The organism is Geodermatophilus sp. SYSU D01119, assembly GCF_054049975.1.
The window spans coordinates 114,666-128,416 of sequence record NZ_JBJGYL010000001.1; the positions used below are offsets into that span (position 1 = coordinate 114,666).

Sequence of the window (13,751 nt, forward strand, 5' to 3'; positions counted from 1 at the left end):
CAGGGATCACGGCTGGGGACCGCGCGCCCGCACCTCCTCCACCGAGGCCATGGCCTCCCGCAGCTCGGTGAGCCAGGCGTCGGCGTTGCGGCCGACGAGCCGCACCGCCCACACCAGCGCCTCGGAGCGGGAGCGGGCGACACCGGCGTCGACCAGCGTGTCGAGCACGAGGCGCTCGGGCTGGCGCAGCCGGGTCATCACCGGCACCGAGGCGTTGGTGAACACCTCGCGCTCGTCGCCGCAGGACGCGCCCCAGGCCACCGAGCGGCCGTAGCGCTCCTGGGCGGCGTCGGCGATGGCCATGCGCTGCTCGCGGGTGTCCTCGCGGAAGCGGGCGATCCGCCCGGCGCGGGCGGCGGCCGGGTCCCCCTCGCCGGCGTCGGGCTCGGCCAGCGGACCGACGACGGTGATCTCGTCCCGGTCGACGGCGATCTCGACCGGCCCCGTGAACCAGCCGTCCGGGAGCCGGCCGGCGAACCAGCCGGCCACCTCGGCGCGGTCGACCGGGGGTGCGGCGTCGGCTCCCCGCCCGCGGCCGCCGGGGCCGCGACCGCGGAACCCGGGGGCGCCCATGCGGGCGAAGGGGGAGTCGGCGAAGCGGTGGTGTCCGTACACGACGACCTCCAGGTGAGACGTGATTACACGCTTACACGGTAGGTGCGCCGGCGGGACGTCACCACGGCCGGCGCTACGCCCGGAGCGGACACGCCCCGTGTCCACCCACCGTCACCGACCGGGCACGGACACGTCATGTGCTCACTCGTGTCGCGCACAGGGGCCCGTTTCCTGTCAACAGTGCACAGCCAGCAGCCCCGCGGATCGACATCCGCGGGCAAGCCGAGCCATTCCCTCGGCGGGCGTGTCTGCGGATTCTCTCCGTCGTCCGCACCACCCATCCCCCTGACCCCGGGAGACCCACCATGAGCACCACCCGTACCCGCGCCGCGCTGGTCCTCGCCGCTGCGGCGGCCTTCACCGGCGTCGCCCTGCCGTCGGCCTCGGCGGCCGGCTGCAGCACCGCCTGGGGCTCGCTGCCGGAGTCCGCCGTCGAGAGCGGCGGCGGCACGCTCGACGACGTCCGCGCCGGCCGGCACGCCTGCTACGACCGGCTCGTCCTCGACCTCGACGGCATCGACGCGTCCGAGGTGTCCTACGACGTGCGCTACGTGACCGAGGTCCGGGAGGACGGCTCCGGCGAGCTGGTCCCGCTGCGCGGCGGGGCCGACCTGCAGGTGCTCGTGCACACCCCGGCCTACACGGGAGGCGGCGCGGCCACCTACGACCCGGCGAACGACGCCGAGGCCGTCGACGTGGGCGGGTACTCCACGTTCCGCCAGGTCGCGTGGGCGAACTCGTTCGAGGGCGAGAGCACCCTCGGCCTGGGCGTCCGCGCCCGGCTGCCGTTCCGGGTCATGGTCCTCGACGGCCCCGGCGACGGGTCCCGCCTCGTCGTCGACGTGGCGCACACCTGGTGAGACGCGCGGGGGCGGGCCGGCACGCCGTCGCTGCCGCGCCGGCCCGCCCCTGCACTCCCCGGCCCGCCGGCGTCAGCCCGCCGGCGGGCCGGTCCGTCCGTCGTCGCGCTTCGGGCCCTCGATGGCGCGCGGGGCCCGGCGCAACGTGTCGAGCAGGTCCTGCCCCGGCTGCCGCGGCTCGACCAGGTCGGCCGGGGTGTCGGGGACGACCACCTGCGGCCCGTCGGGCTCGTCGAAGCTCCGCGGCAGCCGCTTGAGGTGCTTGCTCATCGACTTGACCAGCAGGAACGCCGCCAGCAGCAGGATCAGCGTGAGCAGGGCGCCCAGCGGGCCGGACTTGCCGACGTCCTCGGGCTGCTGGACGGCCAGGTGCACCAGCTCGAGCGCGGTCACGGGACCGGCACCTCGCTGCGGATGCCGGCGAACAGGTCGTCCTCGGGCAGTGTCGAGTCCACCAGCGAGCGGGCGAGCTCGTAGTCCTCGGTGGGCCACACCCTCTGCTGCAGGTCCATCGGGCAGGCGAACCAGCGGCCGTCGGGGTCGATCTGCGTCGCGTGCGCGATGAGAGCGGCGTCGCGGACCGGGAAGTACTCGGCGCAGGGCACCCGGGTGGTGACCCGGTGCGACATGTCCCGCTCGGGGTCCCAGTTCGCCAGCCACTCGGCGTAGGGCGACTCGGCGCCGGTCTCGAGCATGGCCTCGTGCAGCGCCCGCGTCCGGGTCAGCGTGAAGCCCATGTGGTAGTAGAGCTTGCTCGGTTGCCAGGGCTCGCCCAGGCCGGGGTAGCGGTCGGGGTCGCCGGCCGCCTCGAAGGCCACCACCGAGACGTCGTGCGTCTTGATGTGGTCGGGGTGCGGGTAGCCGCCGCGCTCGTCGTAGGTGAGGACGACGTGCGGGCGGAACCGCCGGATCAGCTCGACCAGCGGCGCGGCCGCCTCCTCGGTGGGCACGAGAGCGAAGCAGCCCTCGGGCAGCGGCGGCAGCGGGTCGCCCTCGGGCAGGCCCGAGTCGACGAAGCCGAGGAACTCCTGCTGGATGCCGAGGATCTCCCGGGCGCGCGCCATCTCCTCGACGCGCAGCTGCGGGAGGCGCTCCCAGATCTCCGGCCGGTCGAGCGCCGGGTTGAGCACGGAGCCGCGCTCACCGCCGGTGCACGTCGCCACCATCACCTGGACGCCCTCGGCGACGTACTTGGCCATGGTCGCCGCGCCCTTGCTCGACTCGTCGTCGGGGTGGGCGTGGACGGCGAGCAGGCGCAACGGGTCCGCTTCGGTCACCCGGACAGTGTCCCCCGAGGAGGCCGGCCGCCGCCGTGACGACCCCCATCCGGACGGGTGGATGTGCTGCCCGTCACGCTCCGTTCCGGTACGGTCCCGTCTCCCGACCGGCTCGCAGGTCCGTGCAGCGGCCCTCCGGCCGGTGTTAGCTTGGCCGGATCGACGTCGACCGCCCTCCCGTCCGGGAGGCGGCCCCCGAGAGCTGCAGGAGTACCGCGCGTGACCACCCCCACTGAGAACGAGCAGGGCATCTGGCTGACCCAGGAGGCCCACGACCGGCTGAAGGCCGAGCTCGACCAGTTGGTGGCCGGACGGCCGGCCATGGCCGCCGAGATCAACGCCCGCCGCGAGGAGGGCGACCTCAAGGAGAACGGCGGCTACCACGCCGCCAAGGAGGAGCAGGGCAAGCAGGAGGGCCGGATCCGCCAGCTCACCGACCTGCTCCGCAAGGCGCGCGTGGGCGAGCCCCCGACGACGGCGACCACCGCCGAGCTCGGCACCGTCATCACCATCCGGTTCCAGGGCGACGACGACACCGAGAAGTTCCTCCTCGGCTCGCGCGAGATCGCCGGCACCACCGACCTCGCCGTCTACTCGCCGGAGTCGGCCATGGGCTCGGCGATCCTCGGCTCGAAGCCGGGCACCTCGGTCACCTACAAGGCGCCCAACGGCCGCGACATCACCGTCGAGGTCGTCGCCGTCGAGCCGTTCGTCCCCTGACCGGGGTCCGCGCCGTGGCCCGCTCCCGGCGGGCGGAGAACACCGGCTTCGTCTGCGTGCACTGCGCCGCCGACGTCCCCGCCAACACCGACGGGCACTACCGGAACCACTGCCCGGTGTGCCTGTGGTCGCTGCACGTCGACGACCTCCCCGGCGACCGGGCCAGCGAGTGCCGGCAGCCGATGGAGCCGATCGGGCTGGTCGAGAAGTCCGGCAAGGGCTGGCAGGTGGTGCACCGCTGCACGGCGTGCGGCCACCGCCAGCCCAACCGGCTGGTCCGCGACGGCGACGCCCCCGACGACCTCGACCTGGTGCTCTCGCTCCCCTGGCTCTGACCCCGCACTGACGGCGTTCCGCTCACGCCGGAGCGAGAGCCCGCAGGCTCAGGTCGGCGGCGTCGAGGACGTGCACCCCGTCGTCGTCCGCCTGGACGAGTGCCTGCCCGTCCCGGACCGGGGCCATCCCGGAGACCGGCCGCCAGGGGCGCTGGTCCACCACCGCACCGTCGTCGGTGACCCGCACGAGGAACGTGCGGCGGCTGTCGAGGTCCGACCGCACGACCACCCACGTCCCCGACGCGGCGTCGCGGCCGACCCCGCGGATCCCCTCCCCCGGCCACGTCACGGACGCCCGCGGCACGCCGTCCCGGTCGAGCACGCGCAGCAGGGACCCGCCCTCCTCGGCCTCGACGACGGCGACCGTCTCCGGGGCCACCGCGGCGCTGAGCACCGCGGATCCCGCGAGCGGCGCCCGTCGCCGGACCGGCGTCAGGTCGGCATCCGCCACCTGCAGCCACCCGGTGCCGGCGAGCAGCGTCGTCCGCCTGTCCAGCGCCACCACCGTGGTGACCCCGCGCAGCGACGCCAGCTCCCGGCCCGTCCCCGCGTCGAGGACCAGCGTCGGCTGGCTCGCGTACCCGACGGCGACCCGGCCGCCGGTCAGCGCGGTCAGTTGCTCCACGTTGCGGCGCGTGCGGTTCTGCCAGATCCGGAAGCCGTCCAAGGCGTAGCCGCAGACGCCGTGCCGCGTCCACGCGCCCGCCACGACGACCGGCTCCGGCTCCGCGACGAGGGCCAGCCGGGTGCCGCCCGCGTCCAGGACGGTGTCGAGGCCGGTGACGTGTGCGCCCCGGGACGATGACCAGACGTCGACCGTCCGCTCCCACGACCCCGTCGCCACGAGGTCGTCGTCCCAGGGCGCCGCGGCGACGTGCCACACGCGGCGGCGCGCCGGCCCGCTCACGCCGGGGCGAGGCCGCGGCGGCGCAGGAGCGGGCCCGGGTCGGCGTCGCGGCCGCGGACCGCGCGGAAGGCCTCCAGCGGGTCCACCGACCCACCGACGGCGAGCAGCCGCTCGCGGAAGACGTCGCCGTTCTCCCGCCGCAGCCCGCCGTGCTCGCGGAACCACTCCACCGTGTCGGCGTCGAGCACCTCGGACCAGATGTAGGAGTAGTAGCCCGCCGCGTAGCCGCCGGCGAACACGTGCTGGAAGTACGTCGTCCGGTAGCGCGGCGGCACCAGGTCGAAGGCGACGCCGGCCCGCTCGAGCGCGCGCCGCTCGAACTCGGCCGGGTCGCCGACCTCGGTCTCCGGCGTGATGCGGTGCCAGGCCTGGTCGAGCAGCGTGGCCGCCAGGTACTCCAGCGTCGCGAAGCCCTCGCCCCACAGCCGGGCGGCCTCGATCGCCTCGACGACGTCGCCCGGCAGCGGCTCGCCCGTCTCGACGTGCCGGGCGTAGTGCCCGAGCACCTCCGGCCAGGTCGCCCACATCTCGTTCACCTGGCTCGGGAACTCGACGAAGTCGCGGGGCACCGCGGTGCCGGCGAAGCGCGGGTAGGTGACCGCGGAGCTCAGCCCGTGCAGCGCGTGGCCGAACTCGTGGAAGAGCGTGTCGACCTCGTCGAGGGTGAGCAGCGTGGGCCGGCCCTCCGGCGCGGGCGCCACGTTGAGGTTGTTCACCACCACCGGCCGGGTGTCGAGCAGCCGCGACTGCGTGACGAACGAGCTCATCCACGCCCCGCCGCGCTTGCCCTCGCGGGCGAGGAAGTCGCCGAGGTAGAGGCCGACCTGCCCGCCGTCGGGGCCGGTGACCTCCCAGACCCGGACGTCGGGGTGGTACCCGGCGAGATCGGGGCGGGCGGTGAACCGGAAGCCGTAGAGCAGCTCGGCGGCGCGGAACACGCCGTCGACGAGCACCCGGTCGAGCTCGAACCACGGCCGAAGCGCCGCCCGGTCGACCGAGTACCGCTCGGCCCGCACCCGCTCGCTGTAGTACGCCCAGTCCCAGGCGGCGAGGTCGGCGACGCCGTCACGGGCGGCCACCTCGGCGAGCGCCCCGGCCTCGGCGCGGGCGTTGGCCATCGACGGGCCGACCATCGAGGAGAGCATCGCGTCGACGGCGGCGGTGCTGCCCGCGGTCTGGTCGGCGAGCACGAGGTCGGCGTGCGTGGTGAAGCCGAGCAGGCGCGCCCGCTCGGCCCGGACCCGGGCGATGCGCGCGGCCACCGGCCCGTTGTCGTGCTCCCCCGCCGACGCGCGGCCCACCGACGCCTCGAACACCCGCCGGCGCAACTCCCGGTCGCGCAGCTTGGCGAGCACCGGCTGGCCGGTGGGCAGCAGCAGCGGCAGCAGGTGCCCCTCGAGGCCGCGGTCGGCGGCGGCGCGCGCGGCCGAGGCCACCTCCTCGTCGGACAGGCCGTCGAGCTCGGCGGCGTCGGCGACGCGCACCGCGGCGGCCTCGGTGGCCAGCTGCAGGTTCTGCCCGAACTGCGTGGACAGCTCCGAGAGCTCGCGGTTGAGCTCCGACAGCCGGGCGCGGCCGGCGTCCCCGAGGCGGGCGCCGGCCAGCACGCGGTCGAGGTGGTGGCGCTCGACCAGCCGGACGGCCTCGGCGTCCAGGCCCGAGGAGTGCCGCGCCTCGTGGACGGCGTCGATGCGGGCGAACAGCACCGGGTCCAGCCGCAGCGCGTCGGCGTGCGCGGCCTCCAGCGGCGCGAGCTCGCGCTCGATCTCCCGCAGCCGCGGGCTCGACAGCGACGAGGCGAGGTTGCCGAACACCGCCTCGGCCCGGCGCAGCAGCGCCCCCGAGCGCTCCAGCGCCACGACCGTGTTCTCGAAGGTGGGCGGCTCCGCCGAGCCGGTGATCGCCGCGAGCTCGGCGCGCTGCCCGGCCATCCCGGCCAGGATCGCCTCGCGGCAGTGCTCGAGCGTGATGTCGGCGAACGGCGGCAGCCGGTACGGCAGCGGCGACTCGGCGGACAGCGGGTTGTCGGCGGACAGGGCGGCGGCAGGCTCGGCGCTCATCGGCGTCCATCCTGCGCCGCTCCGCCCCGCCGGACACCAGTGGCCCGGAACCGGTGCGGTTCCGGGCCATGACATCGCGGTCCCACCGGACCGCACCGCGGCCGGGCGCCGTCCCGGCTGCCGGGGAGCCGGCCCCGCCGCTCCCGCGGAGATCTCCGGCCCCCACTCGTCCCGGCGACGGGCTCCGCCGCCGGGACGGGCGAGCCTCAGCGCGAGGCCGTGCGCTCGTACAGGCGGACCGACAGCGGCACGAAGACCGCGAGGATGACCGCCGTCCAGATGAGCGTGTAGAGCACCGGGTTCTGCAGCGACCACGCGTCGGGCACCGGGTAGTCGGCCGGCATGTTGCCGAACAGCTCCCGTGCGGCGAGCGTCACCGACGACACCGGGTTCCACTCGGCGAAGGTGCGCAGCACCGACGGGAAGGTCTCCAGCGGCACGAAGGTGTTCGCGATGAACGTCAGCGGGAAGATCACGATGAAGCTGGCGTTGTTGACCACCTCGGGCGTGCGGACCAGCAGCCCGACCACCGCCATCAGCCACGAGATGGCGTAGGCGAAGGCGAGCAGGACGAGGAACCCGCCCACCGCCTCGCCGATCGAGGAGTTGATCCGCCAGCCGACCACCAGGCCGGTCAGCGCCATCACCGCGATCGAGATGACGTTGAGCCCGGCGTCGGCGACCGTGCGCCCGACGAGCACCGCCGCCCGGGACATCGGCAGCGACCGGAACCGGTCGATGAGCCCCTTCTGCAGGTCCTCGGCGATGCTCGCGCCGGTGACCGTGGACCCGAAGACGACCGTCTGGGCGAAGATCCCCGGCAGCAGGAACTCCGCGTAGCTGACGCCCGGCGGCAGCCCGCCGATGGCGCCGCCGAACACGTAGCGGAACAGCACCACGAACATGATCGGCGACAGCGTGGCGAACACGATCAGGTCGGGGACCCGCTTGACCTTGATCAGGTTGCGCTTGGTGATGACGACGCTGTCGGACAGCGTCGCGGACAGCGAGCTCATCGCACGTCTCCCGTCGGGACCGGCTGGGCCGGGGTCTGGTCGGCGCCGGCGGACTCCTCGGCGCGCTCCTCGGCCGCGTGGCCGGTGAGGGCGAGGAACACGTCGTCGAGGTCGGGCCGGCGCAGCCCGACGTCGAAGATGTCGGCGGTGTGCCCGTCGAGGCGGGCCAGCGCCTCGGCCAGCACCTCGGCTCCCCCGCTGACCGGGATGCTCAGCCGGCGGGCCTGCTCGTCGACGTGCGGCTCGTCGACCGCCAGCGGCCGCAGCCGCTCCACCATCTGCGGCAGCGCGCCCGCGTCGGTGACCGCGAACTCCAGCCGCTGACCGCCCACCTGGGCCTTGAGCTCGTCGGCCGTGCCGCGGGCGATCACCCGGCCGCGGTCGATGACCACCATCCCGTCGGCCAGCCGGTCGGCCTCCTCCAGGTACTGCGTGGTCAGCAGGATCGTCGTCCCCCCGCCGGCGAGGTCGGCGATGAACTCCCACATCCCGAGCCGGCTGCGCGGGTCGAGCCCGGTGGTGGGCTCGTCGAGGAAGAGCACCCGCGGGCGGGCGATGAGCGAGGCGGCGATGTCCAGCCGCCGGCGCATGCCGCCGGAGTAGGTCTTCGCCGGGCGGCCGGCCGCGTCGGCGAGGTCGAAGCGGTCGAGCAGCTCCTGCGCCCGCGACCGCGACTCCCGCTTCCCGAGCCGGTACAGCCGGCCCACCATCTCCAGGTTCTCGAACCCGGTGAGGTACTCGTCGACCGCGGCGTACTGGCCGGTCAGCCCGATGACCGACCGCACCCGCGCCGGGTCGCGCACGACGTCGACCCCGGCCACCTCGGCCCGCCCGCCGTCGGGCTGGAGCAGCGTGGTGAGGATGCGGACGACCGTGGTCTTCCCCGCACCGTTGGGTCCCAGGAGGCCGAGGACGCTGCCCTCCGGGACGGTCAGGTCCACCCCCGCCAGGGCGGTGTTGGAGCCGAAGCGCTTCTGCAGTCCCTCGACGAGGATCGCGTCGCTCATGCCGGCCACGCTAGGTGTGAGGACCGACACTTCCGGGGCCCTGTTCGCGGGCAGCGCAGCTGAGGCACGTCCTGTCGACCGGGCCCGCGCCGCGAACTCATCGCGGCGCCGCGGATCAGTCCTCCGTGGGGGCGAAGCCGGCCTGCTCCAGCGCCGTGACGACGGTGGCGGCGTGGTCGGGCCCGCGGGTCTCGAGCACCACGAAGACCTCCACCTGGCCCAGGTCGAGACGGGTCGCCGTCCGCTCGTGCTCGACCTCCAGCACGTTGGCGCCGACGCGGGCCAGCACCGCCAGCACCGCCGCCAGGGAGCCGGGCCGGTCGGGCACGCGCAGCGTCAGCCGCAGGTAGCGCCCGGCGGCGGCCATGCCGTGCTGCACCACCTTGAGCAGCAGCACCGGGTCGATGTTCCCGCCGGAGACCACCGCGACCACCGGCGGCGGGAAGGCCGTCGGGTCGGCGAGCACCGCGGCCACCGCCGCCACGCCGGCCGGCTCGACGACGAGCTTGGCCCGCTCCAGGCAGAACAGCAGGGCGCGGGAGAGGTCCTCCTCGGTGACCGTGCGCACCTCGTCGACGAGGTCCCGCACGTGCGCGAGGGTCATCTCGCCCGGCGACCCGACCGCGATCCCGTCGGCCATCGTGGCCATCCCCGACAGCGGGACCGGCCGGCCGGCGGCCAGCGACCCGGGGAACGCGGCGGCCGCGGCCGCCTGCACCGCCACCACCCGCACGCCGGGGCGGCGCTCCTTGACCGCCGCGGCGACCCCGGACACCAGCCCGCCCCCGCCGGTGCACACGACGACCGTGGCGACGTCGGGGCACTGGTCGAGCACCTCGAGGCCGACGGTGCCCTGCCCCGCGATGACGTCCGGGTGCTCGAAGGGGTGGATGAACACCGCCCCGGTCTCCTCGGCGTGGGCCACCGCGGCCTCCAGCGCGGCGGTGAGGTCGGCGCCGCCCAGCCGGGCGTCGGCCCCGTAGGACCGGGTGGCGGCCACCTTGGGCAGCGGCGCGGTCTCGGGCATGAAGACGGTGGCGCGCACGCCGAGCATCCGGGCCGCCAGCGCCACGCCCTGCGCGTGGTTGCCGGCGCTGGCCGCGACGACGCCGCGCGCCCGCTCCTCCGCCGTCAGCCGGGACAGCCGCACGTAGGCGCCGCGGAACTTGAACGAGCCGGTGTGCTGCAGGTTCTCGCACTTGAGGTGCACCGGGCCGCCGACCCGCTCCGCCAGCGCCCGGGAGTGCTCCAGCGGCGTCCGCCGCGCCACCCCGTCGAGGAGGGCGGCCGCGGCCGCGACGTCGTCGCCACTGGTCAGCCGCACCACGGCGGACATCCTCCCAGGCCGGGTCCCGGCATCCGGGCATCCCCGCATCGCCGCAGGTCGTCGTACCGTGGCTGAGGTGACGGACGTCGCCCCAGCGCAGACCCCACCCGCACCCACGACACTCGGCGCGCTCCGCGACAGCGGGGCCGCCTTCCGGCCGGTCAAGGCCGAGATCCGCGCCAACCTGCTCGCCCGGCTCGGCGCCGGCGAGCCGACCCTGCCCGGCATCGTCGGCTTCGAGGACACCGTCGTCCCCGAGGTCGAGCGCGCCCTCATCGCCGGCCACGACCTGGTCCTGCTCGGCGAGCGCGGCCAGGGCAAGACCCGCCTCATCCGCACCCTCGTCGGCCTGCTCGACGAGTGGACCCCCGTGCTGGCCGGCAGCGAGCTCAACGAGCACCCGCTCGCCCCGATCAGCGTCTGGGCGCACCGCCAGATCGCCGAGCACGGCGACGACACCCCGGTCACCTGGCTGCACCGCAGCGAGCGGTTCGGGGAGAAGCTGGCCACCCCGGACACCAGCGTCGGCGACCTGATCGGCGACGTCGACCCGATCAAGGTGGCCGAGGGCCGCACCCTGGGCGACCCGGAGACGGTGCACTACGGCCTGGTGCCGCGCACCAACCGCGGCATCTTCAGCGTCAACGAGCTGCCCGACCTCGCCGAGCGCATCCAGGTCGCGCTGCTCAACGTGCTCGAGGAGCGCGACATCCAGATCCGCGGGTACCGCGTGCGGCTGCCGCTGGACCTGCTGCTCGTCGCCAGCGCCAACCCCGAGGACTACACCAACCGCGGTCGGATCATCACCCCGCTCAAGGACCGCTTCGGCGCCGAGGTGCGCACCCACTACCCGATCGAGCTCGCCGACGAGATCCGCCTGCTGCACCAGGAGGCGCAGACCAGCGGTCTCGGCGCCCCCAGCGGGCACGACGGCTTCGACGCGCCCGTCGTGCCGCAGCACCTGGTGGAGATCGTCGCCCGGTTCACCCGCCTGGTGCGCGAGTCCAGCCACGTCGACCAGCGCTCCGGCGTCAGCGCCCGGTTCGCCATCGCGGGCCTGGAGACCGTCGCCGCCTCCGCCGTCCGGCGGGCCGCGATCGCCGGGGAGACCCGGCCGGTGGCGCGGGTGGTCGACCTGCCGGGCATCGTCCCGGCCAGCCGCGGCAAGGTCGAGTTCGCCGACGCGGGCTCCGACCCCGACGACGACCGCGAGCTCGAGGTGCTCGAGCACCTGCTCCGGCAGGCCACCGCGCAGACGTTCCGCGCCCGCTGCGGCGGGCTGGACCTGACCGGCCTGCAGGAGCACTTCACCGGCGGGGAGACCGTCGAGTCCGGCGAGCTGGTGCCCGGCGCGGCGCTGCTCGGCCAGCTCGGCACGATCCCGCGCCTGGCCGAGCTGCTCGGGCGCCTCGGCGTGCCGGAGGGCGAGGAGTCGGCCGAGCAGGCCGCGGCCGCCGTCGAGTTCGCGCTCGAGGGCCTCTACCTCACCCGCCGGCTGGCCAAGGACACCGACGGCACCCGCACGGTGTACGGGGCCTGACGTGCCACGCCGGCCCGGGAAGGGCTACCGGTACGGACGCTGGCGGGGCGGGCCCGACCCGCTCGCCCCGCCCTACGACCTGGGCAGCGCCGTCGACGAGATCGGCGACTCCGTCCTGGGCGGCAGCGGCGTGCGGGAGGCGCTGCGCGAGCTGCTGCGCCGCGGCATGGACGGCCGGCGCGGCCTCGACGAGCTGCGCCGCTCGGTGCGCGACCGGCTGCGGCAGGCGCGCAGCGCCGGCCGCATGGACGGCACGCTGCAGGAGGTGCGCGAGCTGCTCGACCGCGCGCTGGACGCCGAGCGGCGGGAGCTGTTCCCCGACCCCGACGACGCCGCCCGGCTGGCCGAGGCCGAGCTGGACGCCCTGCCGGAGGACACCGCGGGCGCGGTCCGGGCGCTCAAGGACTACCCGTTCCGCTCGGGCGAGGCCCGCGAGGCCTACCAGCAGATCCAGGACCTGCTGCGGCGCGAGGTGCTCGACAGCTCCTTCGCCAACATGAAGCAGGCGCTGGAGAGCGCCACCGAGCAGGACGTGCAGGCGGTGCGCGACATGGTCGCCGACCTGTCGCGGCTGGTCGACGCGCACAACCGCGGCGAGGACACCGACGAGCAGTTCCGCGACTTCATGGAGAAGCACGGGCAGTTCTTCCCCGACGACCCGCAGTCGGTGGACGAGCTGATCGACTCCCTGGCCCGCCGGGCCGCCGCGCAGGAGCGGATGATGGCCGGCCTCTCCCCCGAGCAGCGGGCCGAGCTGGCCGACCTCATGGCCCAGACCATGTCCGACATGGGCCTGGCCAGCGAGATGGCCCACCTGCAGGACGCACTGCGCCAGGCGCGGCCCGACCTGCCCTGGGGCCAGCGCGGCCAGGTGCCCGACGGCGAGCAGTCCCTCGGCCTGGGCGACGCGACCAGCGCCGTCGCCGAGCTCGCCGACCTCGAGGCGCTGTCCAACCAGCTCTCCCAGGGCTACGCCGGCGCCTCGCTGGCCGACGTCGACGAGGAGCTGCTGGAGCAGGCGCTGGGCCGGGAGGCCGTCGACGACCTCGCGGCGCTGCGGCAGATGGAGCGCGAGCTGGAGCGGCAGGGCCACCTCATCCGGCGGGACGGCAAGCTGGAGCTCTCCCCCAAGGCGGTCCGCCGGCTGGGCGCCACCGCGCTGCGGCGGGTGTTCGCCAAGCTCGACGCCACCGGCCGGGGCGAGCACGACGTCGCCGACGCCGGCGCCGCGGGAGAGCTGACCGGCGGCTCGCGGGAGTGGCGGTTCGGCGACGAGCAGCCGCTCGACGTCGTCCGCACCGTCCGCAACGCCGTCCTGCGCACCGCCGGGGAGCGGCGTTCTCCGGCCCACCCCACCGCCCCGGGCGTGACTGGTGAGCGCCGGGTGCGCATCGCCGTCGAGGACTTCGAGGTGGTGGAGACCGAGCGGCGCACCGGGGCCGCGGTCGCCCTGCTGGTCGACCTCTCCTACTCGATGGCGCTGCGCGGCACGTGGGGCGCGGCGAAGTCGACGGCGATGGCCCTGCACTCCCTGGTCACCACGCGGTTCCCGCAGGACGCGATCCAGATCATCGGCTTCTCCTCCACCGCGCAGGTGCTGCGACCGGAGACGCTCGCCGAGCTCAGCGTGGACACGCTGCAGGGCACCAACCTGCAGCACGGGCTGATGCTGGCCCGCCGCTTCCTCGCCCAGCACCGCGACGCCGAGCCGGTGGTCCTCGTGGTCACCGACGGCGAGCCGACGGCGCACCTGGAGGAGGACGGGACGCCGTACTTCTGCTGGCCGCCGATGCCCGAGACGATCGCCAAGACCGTCGCCGAGGTGGAGCGGGTGGCCCGCTCGGGCGCGACGCTCAACGTGTTCGCGCTCGACCCGGAGCCCGGACTGGTGCACTTCGTCCACGACATCACCGCGCGCGCCGGCGGGCGGGTGTTCACCCCGGACAGCGACCGGCTCGGCGAGTACGTCGTCGCAGATTATCTGCGCTCCCGGAGGGGGCGGCGGAGCCGTTGAGGCCTGCTCCCGGGCCCCGGCCCGAGCTCGCGAGGGCTGGGGAGGAGCAGGTCCTCCCGCTGCGCACCCGCCG

The 13,751-nt window shown here is 75.1% G+C and carries 13 protein-coding genes; 5 read left to right on the forward strand and 8 right to left on the reverse strand.

Annotated elements, in window-relative coordinates; genetic code table 11:
• Positions 1–6: 6 nt before the first annotated feature.
• Complete coding sequence (locus tag ACI79X_RS00605) at positions 7–615, reverse strand: hypothetical protein (RefSeq protein WP_457023477.1); 609 nt, start codon at positions 613–615, stop codon at positions 7–9.
• 305 nt (positions 616–920) lie between these two features.
• On the opposite strand from ACI79X_RS00605, the gene ACI79X_RS00610 reads away from it, so the two are divergent.
• The gene (locus ACI79X_RS00610; protein WP_457023478.1) at positions 921–1,475 is read left to right on the forward strand and encodes an AMIN-like domain-containing (lipo)protein; all 555 of its coding nucleotides are present in this window, start codon (positions 921–923) and stop codon (positions 1,473–1,475) included.
• A gap of 72 nt (positions 1,476–1,547) precedes the next feature.
• Here the strand turns inward: ACI79X_RS00610 and ACI79X_RS00615 are convergent, their stop codons facing one another.
• Positions 1,548–1,868, reverse strand: a complete 321-nt coding sequence (locus tag ACI79X_RS00615; protein WP_457023479.1) for a hypothetical protein — start codon at positions 1,866–1,868, stop codon at positions 1,548–1,550.
• Positions 1,865–2,752, reverse strand: a complete 888-nt coding sequence (gene mca / locus ACI79X_RS00620; RefSeq protein ID WP_457023480.1) for a mycothiol conjugate amidase Mca — start codon at positions 2,750–2,752, stop codon at positions 1,865–1,867. The genes ACI79X_RS00615 and mca overlap by 4 nt, the downstream gene beginning before the upstream one ends.
• Before the next feature lie 219 nt (positions 2,753–2,971).
• Between mca and greA the strand changes: the two genes are divergently transcribed.
• Both greA and ACI79X_RS00630 read left to right on the forward strand, forming a co-directional pair.
• Positions 2,972–3,472 carry a transcription elongation factor GreA gene (gene greA, locus ACI79X_RS00625; RefSeq protein WP_457023481.1) on the forward strand — a complete coding sequence of 167 codons (501 nt, stop codon included), beginning with the start codon at positions 2,972–2,974 and terminating at the stop codon, positions 3,470–3,472.
• A gap of 14 nt (positions 3,473–3,486) precedes the next feature.
• Positions 3,487–3,807, forward strand: coding sequence for an RNHCP domain-containing protein (locus ACI79X_RS00630; protein WP_336032853.1), 321 nt, complete (start codon positions 3,487–3,489; stop codon positions 3,805–3,807).
• 22 nt (positions 3,808–3,829) lie between these two features.
• Here the strand turns inward: ACI79X_RS00630 and ACI79X_RS00635 are convergent, their stop codons facing one another.
• The 5 genes from ACI79X_RS00635 to ilvA form a co-directional block, all read right to left on the reverse strand.
• Positions 3,830–4,714, reverse strand: coding sequence for a hypothetical protein (locus ACI79X_RS00635; RefSeq protein WP_457023482.1), 885 nt, complete (start codon positions 4,712–4,714; stop codon positions 3,830–3,832).
• The gene (locus tag ACI79X_RS00640) at positions 4,711–6,774 is read right to left on the reverse strand and encodes a M3 family metallopeptidase (RefSeq protein ID WP_457023483.1); all 2,064 of its coding nucleotides are present in this window, start codon (positions 6,772–6,774) and stop codon (positions 4,711–4,713) included. The genes ACI79X_RS00635 and ACI79X_RS00640 overlap by 4 nt, the downstream gene beginning before the upstream one ends.
• A gap of 206 nt (positions 6,775–6,980) precedes the next feature.
• Positions 6,981–7,790, reverse strand: a complete 810-nt coding sequence (locus ACI79X_RS00645) for an ABC transporter permease (protein WP_457023484.1) — start codon at positions 7,788–7,790, stop codon at positions 6,981–6,983.
• Complete coding sequence (locus tag ACI79X_RS00650) at positions 7,787–8,797, reverse strand: ATP-binding cassette domain-containing protein (protein ID WP_457023485.1); 1,011 nt, start codon at positions 8,795–8,797, stop codon at positions 7,787–7,789. The genes ACI79X_RS00645 and ACI79X_RS00650 overlap by 4 nt, the downstream gene beginning before the upstream one ends.
• A 115-nt stretch (positions 8,798–8,912) precedes the next feature.
• Positions 8,913–10,124, reverse strand: coding sequence for a threonine ammonia-lyase (gene ilvA / locus ACI79X_RS00655; protein WP_457023486.1), 1,212 nt, complete (start codon positions 10,122–10,124; stop codon positions 8,913–8,915).
• Positions 10,125–10,200: 76 nt separating this feature from the next.
• Between ilvA and ACI79X_RS00660 the strand changes: the two genes are divergently transcribed.
• Both ACI79X_RS00660 and ACI79X_RS00665 read left to right on the forward strand, forming a co-directional pair.
• The gene (locus ACI79X_RS00660; protein ID WP_457023487.1) at positions 10,201–11,664 is read left to right on the forward strand and encodes a sigma 54-interacting transcriptional regulator; all 1,464 of its coding nucleotides are present in this window, start codon (positions 10,201–10,203) and stop codon (positions 11,662–11,664) included.
• A 1-nt stretch (position 11,665) separates the two neighbouring features.
• Positions 11,666–13,678, forward strand: coding sequence for a VWA domain-containing protein (locus tag ACI79X_RS00665; protein ID WP_457023488.1), 2,013 nt, complete (start codon positions 11,666–11,668; stop codon positions 13,676–13,678).
• The last annotated feature ends 73 nt before the right edge of the window (positions 13,679–13,751 follow it).

Bases quoted from the DNA above. Each gene is read 5' to 3' on its own strand.
- ACI79X_RS00645 (WP_457023484.1), bottom strand. From the start codon at position 7,790: ATGAGCTCGCTGTCCGCGACGCTGTCCGACAGCGTCGTCATCACCAAG.
- ACI79X_RS00640 (WP_457023483.1), bottom strand. From the start codon at position 6,774: ATGAGCGCCGAGCCTGCCGCCGCCCTGTCCGCCGACAACCCGCTGTCC.
- ACI79X_RS00650 (WP_457023485.1), bottom strand. From the start codon at position 8,797: ATGAGCGACGCGATCCTCGTCGAGGGACTGCAGAAGCGCTTCGGCTCC.
- ACI79X_RS00610 (WP_457023478.1), top strand. From the start codon at position 921: ATGAGCACCACCCGTACCCGCGCCGCGCTGGTCCTCGCCGCTGCGGCG.